At 58.4% G+C, this 19,489-nt stretch carries 17 protein-coding genes; 3 read left to right on the top strand and 14 right to left on the bottom strand.

The window, feature by feature from the left end; translation table 11 throughout:
• Positions 1-30 precede the first annotated feature (30 nt).
• The 9 genes from aceA to PspR84_RS18210 all read right to left on the bottom strand — a co-directional run bounded on the left by aceA (position 31) and on the right by PspR84_RS18210 (position 10,621).
• Positions 31-1,356, bottom strand: coding sequence for an isocitrate lyase (gene aceA, locus PspR84_RS18250; RefSeq protein WP_007920195.1), 1,326 nt, complete (start codon positions 1,354-1,356; stop codon positions 31-33).
• Positions 1,357-1,830: 474 nt separating this feature from the next.
• Positions 1,831-2,592 carry a secretin N-terminal domain-containing protein gene (locus tag PspR84_RS18245; RefSeq protein WP_160058624.1) on the bottom strand — a complete coding sequence of 254 codons (762 nt, stop codon included), beginning with the start codon at positions 2,590-2,592 and terminating at the stop codon, positions 1,831-1,833.
• A 243-nt stretch (positions 2,593-2,835) separates the two neighbouring features.
• Positions 2,836-3,261 (bottom strand): GNAT family N-acetyltransferase, encoded by a 426-nt coding sequence (locus PspR84_RS18240; RefSeq protein WP_034155132.1) that lies wholly within the window; start codon positions 3,259-3,261, stop codon positions 2,836-2,838.
• Positions 3,254-4,423, bottom strand: a complete 1,170-nt coding sequence (locus tag PspR84_RS18235) for a cupin domain-containing protein (RefSeq protein ID WP_160058623.1) — start codon at positions 4,421-4,423, stop codon at positions 3,254-3,256. Before PspR84_RS18235 ends, PspR84_RS18240 begins: the two co-directional genes overlap by 8 nt.
• 86 nt (positions 4,424-4,509) lie before the next feature.
• Positions 4,510-5,880: an adenylosuccinate lyase gene (gene purB / locus PspR84_RS18230; protein WP_160058622.1), complete on the bottom strand. Its 1,371-nt coding sequence runs from the start codon at positions 5,878-5,880 to the stop codon at positions 4,510-4,512.
• 127 nt (positions 5,881-6,007) lie between these two features.
• Positions 6,008-6,631, bottom strand: a complete 624-nt coding sequence (gene hflD, locus PspR84_RS18225) for a high frequency lysogenization protein HflD (RefSeq protein WP_038362633.1) — start codon at positions 6,629-6,631, stop codon at positions 6,008-6,010.
• Complete coding sequence (mnmA, locus tag PspR84_RS18220; RefSeq protein WP_160058621.1) at positions 6,628-7,752, bottom strand: tRNA 2-thiouridine(34) synthase MnmA; 1,125 nt, start codon at positions 7,750-7,752, stop codon at positions 6,628-6,630. The genes hflD and mnmA overlap by 4 nt, the downstream gene beginning before the upstream one ends.
• 59 nt (positions 7,753-7,811) lie before the next feature.
• Complete coding sequence (locus PspR84_RS18215) at positions 7,812-8,258, bottom strand: NUDIX hydrolase (RefSeq protein ID WP_160058620.1); 447 nt, start codon at positions 8,256-8,258, stop codon at positions 7,812-7,814.
• Between the two features lie 137 nt (positions 8,259-8,395).
• Complete coding sequence (locus PspR84_RS18210; RefSeq protein ID WP_160058619.1) at positions 8,396-10,621, bottom strand: NADP-dependent isocitrate dehydrogenase; 2,226 nt, start codon at positions 10,619-10,621, stop codon at positions 8,396-8,398.
• 481 nt (positions 10,622-11,102) lie between these two features.
• On the opposite strand from PspR84_RS18210, the gene icd reads away from it, so the two are divergent.
• The gene (gene icd, locus PspR84_RS18205) at positions 11,103-12,359 is read left to right on the top strand and encodes an NADP-dependent isocitrate dehydrogenase (protein WP_042559856.1); all 1,257 of its coding nucleotides are present in this window, start codon (positions 11,103-11,105) and stop codon (positions 12,357-12,359) included.
• An 86-nt stretch (positions 12,360-12,445) separates the two neighbouring features.
• On the opposite strand, the gene PspR84_RS29800 is transcribed toward icd, so the two are convergent.
• A complete protein-coding gene (locus tag PspR84_RS29800; RefSeq protein ID WP_160058618.1) occupies positions 12,446-12,757 on the bottom strand; it encodes a cold shock domain-containing protein in 312 nt (103 codons plus the stop codon).
• A gap of 224 nt (positions 12,758-12,981) precedes the next feature.
• Here PspR84_RS29800 and clpS point away from each other — a divergent pair, with 224 nt between their 5' ends.
• Complete coding sequence (gene clpS, locus PspR84_RS18195) at positions 12,982-13,365, top strand: ATP-dependent Clp protease adapter ClpS (RefSeq protein ID WP_016987405.1); 384 nt, start codon at positions 12,982-12,984, stop codon at positions 13,363-13,365.
• A gap of 30 nt (positions 13,366-13,395) precedes the next feature.
• On the top strand, positions 13,396-15,666 hold the full coding sequence (gene clpA, locus PspR84_RS18190) for an ATP-dependent Clp protease ATP-binding subunit ClpA (RefSeq protein WP_007920210.1): 2,271 nt from the start codon (positions 13,396-13,398) through the stop codon (positions 15,664-15,666).
• A gap of 953 nt (positions 15,667-16,619) precedes the next feature.
• On the opposite strand, the gene infA is transcribed toward clpA, so the two are convergent.
• From infA to trxB, 4 genes are all read right to left on the bottom strand, one after another.
• A complete protein-coding gene (infA, locus tag PspR84_RS18185; protein WP_002553999.1) occupies positions 16,620-16,838 on the bottom strand; it encodes a translation initiation factor IF-1 in 219 nt (72 codons plus the stop codon).
• A 112-nt stretch (positions 16,839-16,950) separates the two neighbouring features.
• Positions 16,951-17,658, bottom strand: coding sequence for an arginyltransferase (locus PspR84_RS18180; protein ID WP_016987044.1), 708 nt, complete (start codon positions 17,656-17,658; stop codon positions 16,951-16,953).
• Positions 17,659-17,715: 57 nt separating this feature from the next.
• Positions 17,716-18,396 carry a leucyl/phenylalanyl-tRNA--protein transferase gene (gene aat, locus PspR84_RS18175; protein ID WP_160058617.1) on the bottom strand — a complete coding sequence of 227 codons (681 nt, stop codon included), beginning with the start codon at positions 18,394-18,396 and terminating at the stop codon, positions 17,716-17,718.
• Positions 18,397-18,459: 63 nt separating this feature from the next.
• Positions 18,460-19,419 carry a thioredoxin-disulfide reductase gene (gene trxB, locus PspR84_RS18170; protein WP_160058616.1) on the bottom strand — a complete coding sequence of 320 codons (960 nt, stop codon included), beginning with the start codon at positions 19,417-19,419 and terminating at the stop codon, positions 18,460-18,462.
• Between the last annotated feature and the right edge of the window lie 70 nt (positions 19,420-19,489).

Genomic DNA, 19,489 nt, shown 5'->3' with positions numbered 1-19,489 from the left:
CGCAGAGGCCGTTTGCTCAGCGAAGCCGAATCAGTGGAACTGTTCTTCTTCAGTCGAACCGGTCAGTGCGGTTACCGAGGACGAGCCACCTTGAATCACGGTGGTCATGTCGTCGAAGTAGCCGGTGCCCACTTCCTGCTGGTGCGCCACGAAGGTGTAACCCTTGGCGGCGTCAGCGAATTCCTGCTCCTGCAGTTTCACGTAGGCAGTCATGTCGTTGCGGGCGTAGTCATGCGCCAGGTTGAACATGCTGTGCCACATGTTGTGAATGCCGGCCAGGGTGATGAACTGGTGCTTGTAACCCATGGCGGACAGTTCGCGCTGGAACTTGGCGATGGTCGCGTCGTCGAGGTTTTTCTTCCAGTTGAAGGACGGCGAGCAGTTGTACGACAGCAGTTGGTCCGGGTATTCCTTTTTGATCGCTTCGGCGAAACGACGAGCCTCGTCCAGATCCGGCTTGGCGGTTTCGCACCAGATCAGGTCGGCGTATGGCGCGTAAGCCAGGCCACGGGCGATGGCTTGATCCAGACCGGCACGGACCTTGTAGAAACCTTCCTGAGTGCGCTCGCCAGTCACGAACGGCTGGTCGTACGGGTCGCAATCGGAAGTCAGCAGGTCAGCAGCGTTGGCGTCGGTACGGGCCAGAATGATGGTCGGGGTACCGGCAACGTCAGCAGCCAGACGAGCAGCGGTCAGCTTCTGTACGGCTTCCTGAGTAGGAACCAGTACTTTACCGCCCATGTGACCGCATTTTTTCACGGAAGCCAGTTGGTCTTCGAAGTGAACGCCGGCGGCGCCTGCTTCGATCATGCTCTTCATCAGCTCGTAGGCGTTCAGCACGCCGCCGAAACCGGCTTCGGCGTCAGCCACGATCGGCGCGAAGTAGTCGATGTAGCCATCGTCGCCCGGGTTCTTGCCGGCTTTCCACTGGATCTGGTCAGCACGACGGAACGAGTTGTTGATGCGCTTGACCACGGTTGGAACCGAATCCACCGGGTACAGCGACTGGTCCGGGTACATGGATTCTGCGGAGTTGTTGTCCGCAGCCACTTGCCAGCCCGACAGGTAGATCGCCTGGATACCGGCTTTAACCTGCTGAACAGCCTGGCCGCCGGTCAGGGCGCCCATGCAGTTGACGAAATCTTTCTCAGGACGGAAGGACGGCTTGGCACCCTGGGTGACCAGGTTCCACAGCTTGTCGGCGCCCATTTTTGCAAAGGTGTGCTCAGGTTGAACCGAGCCACGCAGACGGACGACGTCAGCAGCGGAGTAAGTGCGTGTCACGCCTTTCCAGCGCGGGTTTTCAGCCCAGTCTTTTTCGAGGGCTGCAATTTGCTGTTCGCGTGTCAGTGCCATGGAGATAAACCTCGTCGCGTCTTTTATGAAAAGTTGTTCTGCGGTGGAAAATTCCTGCGCTCGCTGACCAGAAGCTTAGGTGGTCAAGTCGGATTCGGCGGGGTAGGCGACGGGATGAACGATGGGCTCGAGGGGAAGTGAGCAGGTAGTGGCGGACTGTGGGCGCATTCGGGCGTCGTGGGCCTCTATACGTTCTACAGTGTGAAGCCGGGTTACCTAAATACGCTTCCGTCCCTCGGGACAACTTCGTTCCAGTCGGCAACCTCGTCAAACACACCTTGTGGGCGGTACAGACACGAAGCGGTTCGCGGGGTAGGTGCGAACATCGCTTCGAAGGCCCTTGCCAGGGCCTCTGATTAGCGGGAGCGAGGCCATCATGCCTTCGCTTTTTTACCCCGTCAAACGTTTTGTAGTGCTTTTTTTAAAGCACTACATCTTTCGTCTAATACGACTAATCAGTCAGTTTTCGGTGCTTTAGTCCAATGCGTCGACTTTCACTCGCAAGGTCATGTCATCCCGGCCTTGAGTCGAGTAGCTGCGGGTCAGGCCCTGTTTATCGGCCTGGGTCTGGCGATTGACGCCGGCGAGGGTGATCCACTCGCCGAGGCGCCCGCTGACAGTTGTGTCGGTGCTTTGCACGTTCACTACATCGGGACGTTCCTGGCTCATGCGGTCACGGTTGGTACTGATCGCCAGGTGAACGATGTCGCCGGTGACGCTGGCGGTGACGTAGAAACCTTGGGTGACGTTGCGGTATTGCGTCTGGCTGTTGTAACCGCCGTAGGAATCGCTCTGAACATTGGTGATTGGCACACTTTGCCCGACTTGAATCAGCGCCGGCATGCCATCGGTGGCTTGCACCTGTTGCACGCCGCCTTCACGGCTGATGGTGCTGCGGCTGATGATGCGGGTTTGACTTGGCTGGGCGCCATTGACCGAATAACCCTCGTCGCCCCGACCATTGTTTTCGTTGGTGTCGACGCTGATCAGCAGGCGCTTGGGCGCGGTGTCGAGTTGGGTAATCAGTGCCTTGAGTTCCTGAATCTTGTCCGGTTCGGCCTTGATGATCAGTTGGTTGCCGTAGGCGCTGACCTGGCCGTCCTTGCCGAGGAAGTCTTGTGCCATCGGCAGCATGTCGGCGCTGGTGCGGTAATTGAGAGGCACGATTTCTGTGGCTGCCATCACCGAAAAACTGCAACCGAGCAGCAGGGTGGTGAGCAGGGTGCGTAGGGACATGTCCGTTATCTCCGCTTTCGAAAGGCTTGATATTGCCAGTTTGTCGGCCTTGGGTGGGGCAAGTTGAATCGTAGACAGCAAAACGCCCCGGCATCGGCTGATGTCGGGGCGTTTTGTGGTGTGCTTGCTGGTCTCTTCGCGAGCAGGCTCGCTCCCACATTGAATCTCTGCCTGACACAAATATCGTATCCGCTGGAGATCCCTTGTGGGAGCGAGCCTGCTCGCGAAAGCCGCACCTCGGTTTCAGGCCGAATGGCGAACCATGTCGACATGCGGAATCCCGGCTTCAAGGAATTCCTCGCTGACTAGGCTAAACCCCAAGCGCTCATAGAACGCCGTGGCTTGCACCTGAGCACTGAGCATTTGCTGCTTCAATCCACGTTCTTCAGCTTCAGCAATGACCGCTTGCATCAGCGCATCACCGACCTTCATCCCGCGCCAGTCTTTCAGTACTGAAACCCGGCCAATGTGCCCATCGGGCAACAGGCGCGCAGTACCAATCGGAAAGTCGCCTTCAAACGCCAGAAAATGCACGGCGGTCGCGTCGTCCGCGTCCCATTCCAACTCAGGTGGCACCGATTGTTCGGCGATGAACACCGTTTCACGAATGCGCCGGATCTCGGCGATGTCCTTCTGCCAGTCTGCGACACGTACGCGAATCTTATTCATCGGCGAACCCCAGGCTCCCTTGCTTGACCAGCTGGCACAGCAGGCCGCAAGCGTCTTCGTCGTTCAGCCACTCACCGAGGTTGTCGGTGTGCAGGGCGTCGGCGGCGCAGATCAGCTTCAACAGCTCGCGCAGCTTGCCCGGCAGATAACGGCTCTGGCCGCTGGCGAACAGCAGCAGGTCGTCATCGACTTCCGACCAGGCCAGGCGCGCGCTCGGGTTGCGGATCAGTACGGCGCCATCCTGCAGGGCGGCGAGGAAGTCTTCTTCTTCGATTTCTTCCGGGCCGGCCACCAGTTCCGGGTAGCGCGGCTCGGTCATGTACTGGCCGAACCAGGTCAGCAGCAGGCGCTCGTCGCTCATGTGCTCGGCGAGCAGGGCTTTCAGGCGATCCAGTGCATCGTGTTGAATCTGATGCGGATCAGCCGCTGGTTGTGCGTCGGCATCGGTGTAGCGCTCTTCGTCAGTCAGGAACTGGCTGAGGAAGTCGGTGAAGTGGGTCAGTACTTCGGAAGCGCTCGGCGCACGGAAGCCAACCGAGTAAGTCATGCAGTTGTCGACCGCGACACCGCAATGGGCCAGACGCGGCGGCAGGTAGAGCATGTCGCCCGGCTCCAGGACCCACTCTTCGCTCTCGTGAAATTCAGCGAGGATGCGCAGATCGGCGTGTTGCAGCAGCGGGCTTTCGGAATCGCACATCTGGCCGATTTTCCAGTTGCGCTTGCCGTGGCCTTGCAGCAGGAACACGTCGTAGTTATCGAAGTGCGGACCGACGCTGCCACCCGGAGCGGCGAAGCTGATCATCACGTCGTCGACGCGCCAGCTCGGCAGGAAACGGAAGTTTTCCAGCAGCTCGCTGACTTCCGGTACGAATTGGTCGACGGCTTGAACCAGCAGGGTCCACTCTTTTTCCGGCAACTTGCTGAATTCGTCTTCAGCGAACGGGCCCCGACGCAGTTCCCATGGACGCTCGCCGTGCTCGATCACCAGGCGCGACTCGACTTCTTCTTCCAGAGCCAGGCCGGCCAGTTCGTCGGCGTCGATCGGGCTTTCGAAGTCAGGAATCGCCTGGCGGATCAGCAGTGGCTTTTTCTGCCAGTAGTCGCGCAGGAACTCGCGCGCCGTGATGCCACCCAGAAGTTGAAGAGGAATATCGGGATTCATATGTAACCTATTGAAAAAAAGCACTTTTCATACGGGAATAAAAACGCCCGGCGCGGCCGGGCGTCTCAAACGGATCAAGCGGTCGATCAGATGCGTTTGGCTTGCGCTACAGCGTTGCCGATGTAGTTGGCCGGGGTCAGTTGCTTGAGCTCGGCTTTCGCTTGCGCTGGCATGTCCAGGCCGTCGATGAAAGTCTGCAACGCTTCAGGGCTGATGCCCTTGCCGCGAGTCAGTTCTTTCAGCTTCTCGTACGGGTTTTCGATGTTGTAGCGGCGCATCACGGTCTGGATCGGCTCAGCCAGCACTTCCCAGCAAGCGTCGAGGTCAGCGGCAATCTTCTGCTCGTTGAGCTCCAGTTTGCTGATGCCTTTAAGGCTGGCTTCGTAGGCGATCACGCTGTGGGCGAAGCCGACACCGAGGTTGCGCAGGACGGTGGAGTCGGTCAGGTCGCGCTGCCAGCGGGAGATCGGCAGTTTGCTCGCCAGGTGCTGGAACAGTGCGTTGGCGATACCGAGGTTGCCTTCGGAGTTTTCGAAGTCGATCGGGTTGACCTTGTGCGGCATGGTCGACGAACCGATTTCGCCAGCGATGGTGCGCTGTTTGAAATAACCCAGGGAGATGTAGCCCCAGATATCACGGTCGAAGTCGATCAGGATGGTGTTGAAGCGCGCGATCGCGTCGAACAGCTCGGCGATGTAGTCGTGCGGTTCGATCTGCGTGGTGTACGGGTTGAAACCCAGACCCAGCTCGTCTTCGATGAAGGCGCGGGCGTTGGCTTCCCAGTCGATCTGCGGGTAGGCCGACAGGTGCGCGTTGTAGTTGCCGACGGCGCCGTTGATCTTGCCCAGCAGCGGCACGGCAGCGACCTGAGTGATCTGACGCTCGAGACGGTAAACCACGTTCGCCAGCTCTTTACCCAAAGTAGTCGGGGAGGCCGGTTGACCGTGGGTGCGCGACAGCATTGGCACGTCAGCGAAACGGATGGCCAGTTCGCGGATCGCGTTGGCGGTCTGGCGCATCAGCGGCAGCATCACGTCGTCACGGCCTTCGCGCAGCATCAGGGCGTGGGACAGGTTGTTGATGTCTTCGCTGGTGCAGGCAAAGTGGATGAACTCGCTGACCTTGGCCAGCTCCGGCAGCTTGGCCGCCTGCTCTTTGAGCAGGTATTCGATCGCTTTGACGTCGTGGTTGGTGGTGCGCTCGATCTCTTTGACGCGCTCGGCGTGCTCCAGCGAGAAGTTTTCAGCCAGTTCATTGAGAACGGCGTTGGCCTCGGCGGAGAAGGCTGGCACTTCAGGGATACCAGCGTGGGCGGCCAGGCGCTGGAGCCAGCGCACTTCAACCAGAACGCGGGCACGGATAAGACCGTACTCGCTGAAAATCGGGCGCAGGGCCTGGGTTTTGCCGGCGTAGCGGCCGTCAACAGGGGAAACCGCAGTGAGCGAAGAAAGCTGCATGGGGTGTTCTCGGACAGTCGGGCAACGAAATGGGGCGCGTATCATACATGAAAAAATCCGCCGGTCCGTTGCCAACTGACCGGCGTATTACGCGTTACAGACTACAAAACTTTTATTGCAGGGCGAATTACTCGCTGCGCATCAACGGATACAGCTCTTTGAGCAGCTTGCGCCGGCTGATCACCAACTGCCAGCGATGGCCGCCGAGCTGCCGCCATAGACGCGCTGAACGAATGCCGGCAAGCAGCAGGGCGCGGATCTTCGAGGCATTGCTCGGCTGTTGCAGATTGCGCATGTCGCCATGCACCTGAATGCGCTGGCGCAGGGTGCTCAGGGTGTCCTGATACAGGGCGCCGCAAGCCGCGACCACGTTTTCGTGGGCCGGGCCGAAATGCTCGACTTGCGACTGAATCTGCGGCAAGCGCTTGCCGATGGTGTCGAGCATGTCGTTGCGCTTGGCCAGTTGACGCTCCAAACCCAGCATCGACAGCGCATAACGCAACGGCTCGCGCTGCAACGTGCTCGGGTCGCGTTCGAGGGCGCCGATCAGTGCGCGGTAGCCCTCGCGCAGATTAAGGTCATCGCCGCCGTACACGTCCAGCGTGTCCTTCGGGTCGCGCACCAGCAGACTGCCGAGCATGCAGGTCAGACCGGCCTCGCTGGTCTGGCCGGTTTTGGCGATCCGGTCGACCAGCACGGCGGCGAGAAACACCCCGCCGAGGGCCGTCAGTTGCTCCTGAGTCGGGCTCATGCCTGGCCGCTCCATGGCTCGGCGACTTCGATCACGCCGCCACCGAGGCAGATTTCACCGTCGTAGAACACCACGGACTGGCCCGGCGTCACCGCGCGTTGCGGTTCGTCGAACACGGCGCGGTAACCGTTGGCGGTTTTTTCCAGGGTGCAGGCCTGATCGCTCTGGCGATAACGCACTTTGGCGGTCAGGTGCAGCGGCTGGCTCAGGTTGATCGGGTTGACCCAATAGATTTCCGAAGCGAGCAGGGCGCCGGAGAACAGCCACGGATGGTTGTTGCCCTGGCCGACGATCAACTCGTTGGTGTCGAGATCCTTGCGCAGCACGTACCACGGCTCGTCGCCGGCGTCTTTCAAGCCGCCGATGCCGAGGCCCTGGCGCTGACCGATGGTGTGATACATCAAACCGTGGTGACGGCCGATGACCTCGCCTTCGGTGGTCTTGATTTCGCCCGGTTGCGCTGGCAGGTATTGCTTGAGGAAATCGCTGAAACGACGCTCGCCGATGAAGCAGATCCCGGTGGAATCCTTCTTCTTCGCGGTGGCCAGCTCGTATTTCTCGGCAATTGCGCGCACTTCCGGCTTTTCCAGTTCACCGACCGGGAACAGGGTCTTGGCGATCTGTTCGCCGCCTACGGCGTGCAGGAAGTAGCTCTGATCCTTGTTCGGATCGAGGCCTTTGAGCAGTTCGGTGCGGCCATCGATGTCGCGGCGGCGCACGTAGTGGCCGGTGGCGATCAGGTCGGCGCCGAGCATCATGGCGTAGTCGAGGAACGCCTTGAACTTGATCTCGCGGTTGCAGAGGATGTCCGGGTTCGGCGTACGTCCGGCCTTGTACTCGGCCAAAAAGTGCTCGAACACGTTGTCCCAGTACTCGGCGGCGAAGTTGGCGGTGTGCAGCTTGATGCCGATCTTGTCGCAGACAGCCTGAGCATCCGCCAGGTCGTCCATGGCGGTGCAGTATTCCGTTCCGTCGTCTTCTTCCCAGTTCTTCATGAACAGGCCTTCCACTTCAAAGCCCTGCTCGATCAGCAGGAGAGCGGAAACGGAAGAGTCCACGCCGCCGGACATGCCGACAATGACGCGCTTCTTGGATGTGTCAGAAGGGGCTGGATCACGCATAGGGATTCAATGAGTGTCTTGAAAAAGGACGCGATTCTAGCAGGCTCGCGGCCTCAAGGCTAAAGAGAAGGGCGGATCAGTTCGAGGCTGAAGTGATGGCCGGCCAGATAATCGTCGATGCAACGGATGATCAGCTCGCTGCGCCAGTTGTCGCGCTGAGTCATTAATTCGTCACGGGTCAGCCACTTGGCGCGGACGATGCCGTCGTCGAGCTGGTAATCCGGATGATGTTTGATGGCTTTGGCGCTGAAACACACGCGTTGGTAGGTCACGCCGTTGCTCGGCGCGGTGTACAGGTAAATGCCGATAACGCCGATGGGTTCGACGTCCCAGCCGGTTTCTTCGAGGGTTTCGCGTACGGCGGCGTCGATCAGGGTTTCGTCTGGGTCGAGATGTCCGGCGGGCTGGTTGAGCACATTGCGCCCGGCCTTGTGTTCCTCGACCATCAGGAAGCGACCGTTGTCCTCGACGATAGTGGCGACGGTGATGTGGGGGAGCCATTCCATAGGATGTCCTCAAATATAGAATTGAAACCCAATCCCCCCTGTGGGAGCGAGCAGGCTCGCTCCCACAGGGGAATTGTGTGAGCTCTGGAAACACAAACCCCGGCACAGGGCCGGGGTTCGTTTACAGCGCTACAACCTTAAACCAGCGCAGCAATCGCCGCGTTGAGGGTTGCGCTTGGGCGCATGGCCTTGCTGATCAGCTCGGCATTGGCGTGGTAGTAACCGCCGATGTCGACTGGCTTGCCCTGAACGGCGTTGAGTTCGGCAACGATGGTTGCTTCGTTCTCGGTCAGGGTTTTTGCCAGAGTCGCGAACTGCGCTTGCAGTGCAGCGTCTTCAGTCTGGGCAGCCAGGGCCTGAGCCCAGTACATCGCCAGATAGAAGTGGCTGCCGCGGTTGTCGATGTTGCCGACTTTGCGCGATGGCGACTTGTTGTTGTCGAGGAACTGACCAGTGGCCTGATCCAGAGTCTTCGACAGCACCAGCGCTTTCGGGTTGTTGTAGTTCATACCCAGATGCTCGAGGGATGCTGCCAGTGCGAGGAACTCGCCCAGCGAATCCCAGCGCAGGAAGTTCTCTTCAACCAGTTGCTGCACGTGCTTAGGAGCCGAACCGCCGGCGCCGGTTTCGAACAGGCCACCGCCGTTCATCAGCGGCACGATCGACAGCATCTTGGCGCTGGTGCCCAGTTCCATGATCGGGAACAGGTCGGTCAGGTAGTCGCGCAGTACGTTGCCGGTCACCGAAATGGTGTCCTTGCCTTCGCGGGTGCGCTGCAGGGTGTACTTCATCGCGTCGACCGGCGCCATGATCTGGATGTCCAGACCGGTGGTGTCGTGATCCTTCAGGTAAGCCTGAACCTTCTCGATCACTACGCCATCGTGAGCGCGCATTGGGTCCAGCCAGAAGATCGCTGGAGTTGCGCTTGCGCGAGCACGGTTGACGGCCAGTTTGACCCAATCCTGGATCGGCGCGTCTTTGGTCTGGCACATGCGGAAGATGTCGCCGGCTTCAACAGCCTGTTCCATCAGCAGGTTGCCCTTGCTGTCGGTGACGCGAACCACGCCATCAGCCTTGATCTGGAAAGTCTTGTCGTGCGAGCCGTACTCTTCGGCTTTCTTCGCCATCAGGCCAACGTTTGGCACGCTGCCCATGGTGGTCGGGTCGAAAGCGCCATTGGCTTTGCAATCTTCGATCACGGCCTGGTAGATGGTCGCGTAGCAACGATCCGGGATCACAGCCTTGGTGTCGTGCAGCTGACCGTCGGTGCCCCACATCTTGCCGGAGTCACGGATCATTGCTGGCATCGAGGCGTCGACGATAACGTCGCTCGGCACGTGCAGGTTGGTGATGCCTTTGTCGGAGTTGACCATCGCCAGCGATGGGCGAGCAGCGTAGACGGCGGCCATGTCAGCTTCGATCTGTGCTTGCTGCTCAGCCGGCAAGGCTTTGATGCGCGCGTACAGATCGCCGATGCCGTTGTTCAGGTTGAAGCCGATCTCGGCCAGCACGTCAGCGTGCTTGGTCAGTGCGTCTTTGTAGAACTCGGCAACGATCTGGCCGAACATGATCGGGTCGGAGACCTTCATCATGGTCGCTTTCAGGTGCACCGAGAGCAGCACGCCTTGAGCCTTGGCGCTTTCGATTTCAGCAGCGATGAACGCGCGCAGGGCGTTTTTGCTCATCACGGCGCAGTCGAGGATCTCGCCGGCCTGAACGGTGGTTTTTTCTTTCAGAACGGTAGCGGTACCGTCCTTGGCGATCAGTTCGATCTTCACGGCGTCAGCGGCGTCGATCAGAGCAGCTTTTTCGCTGCCGTAGAAATCGCCGGTGCTCATGTGAGCGACGTGGGACTTGGAGTCTTTGGCCCAGGCGCCCATTTTGTGCGGGTGCTTGCGCGCATAGTTCTTCACCGACAGCGGTGCGCGACGGTCGGAGTTGCCTTCACGCAGAACCGGGTTCACGGCGCTGCCCTTGACCTTGTCGTAACGCGCCTTGGCGTCTTTGTCGGCGTCGCTGGTCACGGTTTCCGGGTAGTCCGGCAGGTTGTAACCCTGAGCTTGCAGCTCTTTGATCGCGGCTTGCAGCTGTGGCACCGAAGCGCTGATGTTCGGCAGCTTGATGATATTGGCTTCAGGCGTAACGGCCAGGTCGCCCAGTTCGGCGAGGTGGTCGGCTACGGCTTTGTCGCCCAGTTGCTCGGGGAAGCTGGCCAGAATGCGCGCTGCAAGAGAGATATCGCGGGTTTCCACGGCGATATCGGCCGAGGCGGTGTAAGCCTCGATGATCGGCAGCAGGGAATAGGTGGCGAGGGCTGGAGCTTCGTCGGTGAAGGTATAGATGATCTTCGAGCGGGTGGGCATATTCGGATTAACTCTCTCTTCTTTGCTAAAGCGTGCGCAGAAACTCGAGGGGCGCCGGGTAAGCGCGTTCGTTCAAAGTCATCCATGAACCGAATGTCGAGATTCTTCGCGGTGATGTTGGGTGCATCAGTAGAGCGTCAAGCAGTCGGACTGCGGTAACAACCCGACCAATCAGGCGGAAAGTCTCGTGCTAGAGAGGCCAGCCGTCGTGACCCTGTGGTCAGCGGGCGGCATTATACATAGGTAGCTGGCAATCTGCCGATGGTTCATATGCAACGATTCTCGTCCATTGGTCTAAAGGTCGCAGGGCAGGGTGGGGCGTAGAGTCGTCGCGAATGCTTGAGTTTGGCGCTTTTCCCTTTGCTTTCAGGCTTGTACGAAACGAGATGTAGCCGCGCCACGAACAGAGGGTTTGCGTGTTGATTTAACTGGGTTACGCTCGAACCAAGCCAGATGTTCAATCCAAACAATGGAGTTCAGCATGGGTTACAAGAAGATTCAGGTTCCAGCCGTCGGCGACAAAATCTCCGTCAATGCAGACCATTCTCTCAATGTTCCTGATAACCCGATCATCCCCTTCATCGAAGGTGACGGCATTGGTGTCGACATCAGTCCGGTGATGATCAAGGTTGTCGATGCTGCAGTTCAAAAGGCATACGGCGGTAAACGCAAGATTTCCTGGATGGAAGTCTACGCCGGGGAAAAAGCCACTCAGGTTTACGATCAGGACACCTGGCTGCCTCAGGAAACCCTCGATGCAGTCAAGGATTACGTGGTTTCCATCAAAGGCCCGCTGACCACCCCGGTCGGTGGTGGCATCCGCTCGCTGAACGTGGCCCTGCGTCAGCAACTCGACCTGTACGTCTGCCTGCGCCCGGTGCGCTGGTTCGAAGGCGTGCCGAGCCCGGTGAAAAAGCCTGGCGATGTGGACATGACCATTTTTCGCGAGAACTCCGAAGACATCTACGCGGGCATCGAGTGGAAGGCCGGTTCGCCGGAAGCCACCAAAGTCATCAAATTCCTTAAAGAAGAAATGGGCGTCACCAAGATCCGTTTCGACGAAAACTGCGGCATCGGCGTCAAGCCGGTTTCGCTGGAAGGCACCAAGCGTCTGGCACGCAAGGCTCTGCAATATGTGGTCGATAACGACCGCGATTCGCTGACCATCGTGCACAAAGGCAACATCATGAAGTTCACCGAAGGTGCCTTCAAAGAGTGGGCCTACGAAGTGGCCGCTGAAGAATTCGGCGCGACCCTGCTCGACGGCGGCCCGTGGATGCAGTTCAAGAACCCGAAAACCGGCAAGAACGTTGTGGTCAAGGACGCTATCGCTGACGCTATGCTCCAGCAGATCCTGTTGCGCCCGGCCGAGTACGATGTGATTGCGACCCTGAACCTGAACGGCGACTACCTCTCCGATGCTCTGGCGGCGGAAGTGGGCGGTATCGGTATCGCGCCGGGCGCCAACCTGTCCGACACCGTGGCGATGTTCGAAGCCACCCACGGTACGGCGCCGAAGTACGCCGGCAAGGATCAGGTCAACCCGGGTTCGCTGATTCTCTCGGCTGAGATGATGCTCCGCCATATGGGCTGGACCGAAGCGGCGGATCTGATCATCAAGGGCACCAACGGCGCTATTTCGGCCAAGACTGTGACCTATGACTTCGAACGTCTGATGGACGGGGCCAAGCTGGTTTCGTCTTCGGGCTTCGGGGATGCGTTGATTTCGCATATGTAAAACGCGGGCACATAAAAACCGCCTGATTCTTCATTGAGTCAGGCGGTTTTTTATTGCTTGGGATATTCAGGTGAAGATCAGTCAGCTCACGCTTTGGCAGTTGCGGCGGCAGCGGCAGCGGCAGCGGCAGCGCCAAAAGCAGCACTCTCAGCGGGGCTGGATGGTTCAATGATGACGTTTGTGATTTTTAGGGCATGCAGCCCCTTGGGGCCTTGAACAATCTCAAAACTCACCATTTGTCCAGCCTTGAGGGTTTTATACCCGTCCATCTCAATGGCGGAGTAGTGAGCAAAGAAATCGATCTCTTTGTCATCCTCATCGCGGCCTTCGCGGGCGTCGGTATTGATAAAGCCGAATCCCTTGGCATTGTTGAACCATTTCACCTTGCCGACAGCCATGCTCAAATCCCTCTGCAACAGACTCCATCGCTGGAGTATCATCCAATTCATCCGCAATCTTATTCGTTAAAAGAATTGACTCCGCGGATCTTTTTTACCCACTGTGGGTTCTATTGGTTGTAACACCGTTTTCCCGATAGTCAAGGTGACCGGGCAGTCGGAGTTGAAAACGTGGACAACCGCCCCCACCACTGTATTTGCACAACTGACGAACCTTTCTTTCCATGCATGCAATCAGCCAGATTCGACTAACATTCAATCAGGATCGCCCGCTTCTCCAAAAGGATCTTCCAGAGGAGCACGACGACGATTCGGCAGGCGTTGCTGTTCAGGAAGCAAAGCCTGCGTTACAGGCGCCGCCGATGTACAAGGTGGTTTTGTTTAATGATGACTACACACCGATGGATTTCGTCGTCGAAGTGCTCGAGGTGTTTTTTAACCTGAATCGCGAGCTGGCGACCAAGGTCATGCTGGCCGTTCACACAGAAGGACGGGCAGTATGTGGAGTGTTTACCCGCGACATCGCCGAGACAAAGGCCATGCAGGTCAACCAGTACGCCAGGGAAAGCCAGCATCCGCTACTCTGTGAAATCGAGAAGGACGGTTAATCGCCGACCACTTGGGTATGAGGTGAAGCTATGTTAAACCGCGAGCTCGAAGTCACCCTCAATCTAGCCTTCAAGGAGGCTCGTTCGAAACGTCATGAATTCATGACCGTCGAACACCTTTTGCTGGCCCTATTGGACAATGAGGCTGCCGCCACCGTTTTGCGTGCCTGCGGCGCAAACCTCGACAAACTCAAGCATGACCTGCAGGAGTTCATCGACTCCACCACGCCATTGATCCCCGTTCATGACGAAGATCGCGAAACCCAGCCAACACTGGGCTTCCAGCGTGTACTGCAACGTGCTGTTTTCCACGTACAGAGCTCGGGCAAACGCGAAGTAACCGGCGCCAACGTGCTGGTTGCCATCTTCAGTGAGCAAGAGAGTCAGGCAGTGTTCCTGCTGAAACAGCAGAGCGTTGCGCGCATCGATGTCGTCAACTACATCGCTCACGGCATTTCCAAAGTGCCGGGGCATGGCGATCACTCTGAAGGTGAACAAGATATGCAGGACGACGAGGGCGGTGAGTCTTCTTCTTCAGGCAATCCTCTGGATGCTTATGCCAGCAACCTCAACGAACTCGCGCGTCAGGGTCGAATAGATCCGCTGGTCGGCCGTGAGTCGGAAGTCGAGCGTGTCGCGCAGATTCTCGCGCGTCGGCGCAAAAACAATCCGCTGCTGGTCGGTGAAGCAGGCGTGGGTAAAACCGCGATTGCCGAAGGTCTGGCCAAGCGCATTGTCGACAATCAGGTTCCGGATCTGCTGGCCGGCAGTGTTGTTTATTCGCTTGATCTCGGTGCTCTGCTCGCGGGTACCAAGTATCGCGGTGATTTCGAGAAGCGTTTCAAAGCGCTGCTCAATGAACTGAAAAAGCGTCCGCAAGCCATTCTGTTCATCGACGAGATCCACACCATTATTGGTGCGGGTGCTGCGTCGGGCGGGGTCATGGACGCTTCGAATCTGCTTAAGCCGCTGCTGTCGTCTGGCGACATTCGTTGCATCGGTTCGACCACGTTCCAGGAGTTTCGCGGCATCTTCGAGAAGGATCGTGCCTTGGCGCGTCGCTTCCAGAAGGTCGATGTCGTCGAGCCATCGGTGGAAGACACCATTGGTATCCTGCGCGGCCTGAAAGGGCGTTTCGAACAACACCACAACATCGAATACAGCGACGAAGCGCTGCGTGCCGCTGCTGAACTGGCATCGCGCTATATCAATGACCGACACATGCCGGATAAAGCCATTGACGTTATTGACGAGGCGGGCGCGTATCAGCGCCTGCAACCGGTCGAGAAGCGCGCCAAGCGTATCGAAGTGCCGCACGTCGAAGACATCGTCGCGAAAATCGCGCGGATTCCGCCTAAGCACGTCACCAGCTCCGACAAAGAGCTGCTGCGTAACCTGGAGCGTGACCTGAAACTGACGGTGTTTGGTCAGGACGCGGCGATCGATTCGCTGTCGACTGCGATCAAACTATCGCGTGCCGGCCTGAAATCGCCTGACAAACCAGTCGGTTCGTTCTTGTTCGCAGGTCCGACCGGTGTCGGTAAAACCGAGGCCGCGCGGCAACTGGCCAAGGCGTTGGGGATCGAACTGGTTCGCTTCGACATGTCCGAGTACATGGAGCGTCACACCGTATCTCGTCTGATCGGTGCGCCTCCTGGGTATGTTGGTTTCGATCAGGGCGGTCTGTTGACCGAAGCGATCACCAAACAGCCGCACTGCGTATTGCTCCTCGATGAAATCGAGAAGGCGCATCCGGAAGTCTTCAACCTGCTGCTGCAGGTGATGGACCACGGTACGCTGACCGACAACAACGGGCGCAAGGCGGACTTCCGCAACGTGATTGTGATCATGACCACCAACGCTGGTGCCGAAACGGCGGCGCGTGCTTCGATCGGTTTCACCCATCAGGACCACTCGTCTGATGCGATGGAAGTGATCAAGAAGAGCTTCACGCCGGAGTTCCGCAACCGTCTGGACACCATTATCCAGTTTGGTCGCCTCAGTCATGAGGTCATCAAAAGCGTGGTGGACAAGTTCCTTACCGAGCTTCAGGCGCAGCTGGAAGACAAGCGTGTGCTGCTTGAGGTCACCGACGCGGCGCGCAGTTGGCTGGCGGCGGGTGGTTATGACTCGGCGATGGGCGCACGTCCGATGGCGCGTCTGATCCAGGACAAGATCAAGCGTCCGTTGGCGGAGGAGATTCTGTTTGGCGAGCTGGCCGAGCATGGCGGTGTGGTGCACATCGACATCAAGGATGGTGAGTTGACGTTTGACTTCGAGACTACCGCTGAGATGGCCTGATGGCTTGATGTAGATTGGAAAGGCGCCTTCGGGCGCCTTTTTGTTGTCTGGGTTTTTTGGTGAATATCCGTTGCTGCGGTGATGGCTTATTACGGTTTCGCCCTTACGGCGACTCACTTTTTTTCAAACGCCAAAAAAAGTAAGCAAAAAACGCTTGCTCCTACGTGCGGCCCGCTCGCTGGGGCTCGGGGTTCCTTCACTGCGGGATTGATCCGGGCGCAGCGCCTACGGTTTGCTTCGCTGCACCTCCTCTCGCTGTGTTTGGCTGCGCCAAACGGTCGCTGCGCTCCCACGCCCGGATCAATCCCTCCACTCAGCCTTCCGACGTCGCCTTACAGATCAAAAGCTGCAGCCGAGCTAACGCTCATCCTGTGAGTGGTGAAGGGCGCTGTGTGGTCGGCTTTGGATTTGTGGTGGATTTTCCCCTCACCCCAGCCCTCTCCCGAGGGAGAGGGGGCCGATTTGTGAGCCTTTCAGAATCTGAGTTCAACGCGATATCGCATGTCGGCGTGCCTCCCCCAAACACCGCGATCAGTCCCCTCTCCCTCCGGGAGAGGGCTAGGGTGAGGGGCTCTTGATCTGGCTTTGGCTTTTGATGTGGCTTTGGCTCTTGATCTTTTGCCCCATCGGCAGGCCGAGCGTAGGTGTTCATCCGGGGGTAGGCGCGCAGCGCCGTGCGGCGCAGCCGCATACATCGAGAGGAGGTGCAGCGAAGCAAACCGTAGGCGATGCCCCCGGATGGACACCGTAGCGAGGGAACACTGAGCCTCAGCGAGGTGCCGTACGCCGGGGCAAAGCCTTTTGGGTTACCTTTTCGGCGTTTGGAAAAGGTGACTCGCTGTAAGAGCGAAACCGCCAGCGGCCGCACCCAAAAAAACGGATATACACACAAAACCAACAAAGCGCAGACACAAAAACGCCCGGCATAAACCGGGCGTTCTGTATTGACTTGATTAACGAGCGCGGTAAGTAATGCGCCCTTTGCTCAAGTCATAGGGCGTCAGCTCGACGCGCACTTTGTCACCGGTAAGAATACGAATGTAGTTCTTGCGCATCTTGCCGGAAATATGCGCGGTTACGACGTGCCCATTTTCCAACTCCACACGAAACATGGTGTTGGGCAGGGTGTCGACGACAGTGCCTTCCATTTCGAAGCTGTCTTCTTTCGACATGCAGTAAAGCCCTCGGTATCCAATGAATGGCCCGGTGCAACTGCGCCAGGCAAAAGCGGCGTGCATTGTGCCCGAAAAATGGGGTTTACGCCAAGGGGTTTACGGCTTGGGTTTAGTTGAGGATGACCCAGCGCTGATTAATCAGCAATTCGATGGGCCGATATTGCGTCTTGTAGTTCATCTTTTTGCAGTTCTTGATCCAATAACCAAGGTACACCGCCTCAAGCCCGAGACGCTGTGCCTCGGCGATTTGCCAGAGGATGGCAAATCGGCCAAGACTGCGGCGCTCTTCGTCGGGTTCGTAAAAGGTGTAAACCGCCGACAAACCGTTCGGCAGCAAATCGGTCACCGCCACGGCGAGCAACCGTCCGTCGAGTCGGAACTCGTAAAAACGCGAGAAGGGCAGATCGCGTACCAGAAAAGTCGAGAATTGATCACGACTCGGCGGGTACATATCGCCGTCAGCGTGGCGTTGTTCGATGTAGCGCTGGTACAGATCGAAATATTCTTCGCTGAACTGCGGTTTGGCCGGGCGCACCTGCAAATCCGCGTTGCGCTTGAAAATCCGCTTCTGCTGACGATTAGGTGTGAACTGCGCCACCGGAATGCGCGCAGGCACGCACGCATTGCAGTTCTGGCAATGCGGGCGATACAGATGATCGCCACTGCGGCGAAAGCCCATTTCCGACAGGTCTGCGTAGACATGCACATCCATGGGCTGACTCGGATCGAGAAACAGGGTCGTGGCCTGCTCCTCGGGCAGATAACTGCAAGAGTGAGGCTGAGTGGCATAGAACTTCAAGCGCGCCAACTCGGTCATGATCAACCCTCGGGATAAGCTGGTGAATTAAGTGTAAGCCACGCGCGCAAAAGTCGCTCAGCAAACCCAGGTGGCACGATTGGGTTGATCCAGGTGATTTGCCAGATAGTCGGCGAATTGCTGGCGAGGAATCGCCCGCGCGCCAAGGCTGTGCAGATGATCGGTCGGCATCTGGCAATCGATCAGCACGAATCCCGAGTCTTGCAGATGGCGCACCAGGGTGGCAAAGCCGAATTTGGAGGCGTTGTCGGCGCGGCTGAACATCGATTCGCCGAAAAACAGTTGGCCCATCGCCAGGCCGTACAGGCCGCCGACCAGTTCGCCCTGATCCCAGACTTCCACGGAATGGGCGAAGCCGCGACGATGCAGTTCAATGTAGGCGTCCTGCATGGCTTCGGTGATCCAGGTGCCGTCGGCGTAATCCCTGGGCGCGGCGCAGGCGCGGATCACGGCGTCGAAGTCCTGATCGAAGGTCACTTGATAGCGTTCCTGGCGCAGCAATTTGCCGAGGCTGCGCGAGACATGCAGTTCGTCGGGAAACAACACAGTGCGCGGATCCGGAGACCACCAGAGAATCGGTTGGCCCTCGGAAAACCACGGAAAGCAGCCATGGCGGTAAGCCTGGATCAAACGATCAGCCGACAGGTCGCCACCGGCGGCGAGTAATCCGTTAGGGTCGCGCATGGCCTTTTCCAGGGGCGGAAAAGTCAGGGAATTACGTTGTAACCAAGTCAGCATGGCATCCAGGCTTGCAGAAGGGGAGGGCGGTGCGGGCTTTTTAGCCCGCGATAAAGTGTGCCGTTAAATGACAGGAATGTCGTCCAGATACTTCTCGGCATCGAGCGCGGCCATGCAGCCGGCACCTGCTGACGTCACCGCCTGGCGGTAAACGTGGTCGGCCACGTCGCCGGCGGCGAACACCCCGGGAATCTCGGTGGACGTAGCGTCACCGTCGCTGCCACCCTTGACCAGCAAGTACCCATCGCGCATTGGCAGCTGTCCTTGAAACAGATCAGTGTTGGGCTTGTGACCAATGGCAATGAATACGCCGGCCAGCGCCAGTTCAGCGGTTTCGCCGGTGTGGCTGTCGCGCAGTCGCGCGCCGGTGACGCCGCTGGCATCGCCCAGCACTTCGTCGAGATTCTGGTTCCAGTGCAGGCGCACGTTGCCGTTGGCGGCTTTCTCGAACAGTTTGTCCTGAAGGATTTTCTCCGAGCGAAGTTTGTCGCGGCGGTGGATCAGGTGTACCTCCTTGGCGATGTTCGACAGGTACAGAGCTTCCTCAACCGCCGTATTGCCGCCGCCGACTACCGCCACCACCTGATTGCGATAGAAAAAGCCGTCACAGGTCGCGCAGGCGGAAACACCTTTACCAGCGAAGGCTTCTTCCGAGGGCAGCCCCAGGTATTGCGCCGAGGCGCCGGTGGCAATGATCAGCGCATCGCAGGTGTAAGTGCCGCTGTCGCCGACAAGCTCGAACGGGCGCTGCTGCAACTTGGCGGTGTGGATGTGGTCGTAAACGATCTCTGTAGCAAAGCGTTCGGCGTGCTTCTGCATGCGCTCCATCAACACCGGGCCAGTGAGGCCTTCGACGTCGCCGGGCCAGTTGTCGACTTCAACGGTGGTGGTGAGCTGGCCACCTGCCTGCAGGCCGGTAATGACCACGGGTTTGAGGTTGGCGCGGGCGGCATACACGGCAGCACTGTAGCCGGCCGGACCGGAGCCGAGGATGATCAGGCGTGAATGCTTCGCTACGTTCATCAAATACACCTCATAAGCCTTTGTCACAAAAGGTAATGCATGCTCAAATTGAGTCGCGGGTTCTGTGTGC

This window comes from Pseudomonas sp. R84 (assembly GCF_009834515.1).
Lineage (GTDB): Bacteria > Pseudomonadota > Gammaproteobacteria > Pseudomonadales > Pseudomonadaceae > Aquipseudomonas.
Note: the sequence above shows the minus strand (reverse complement) of the source record. Positions and strands in the feature narration are given on the sequence as shown.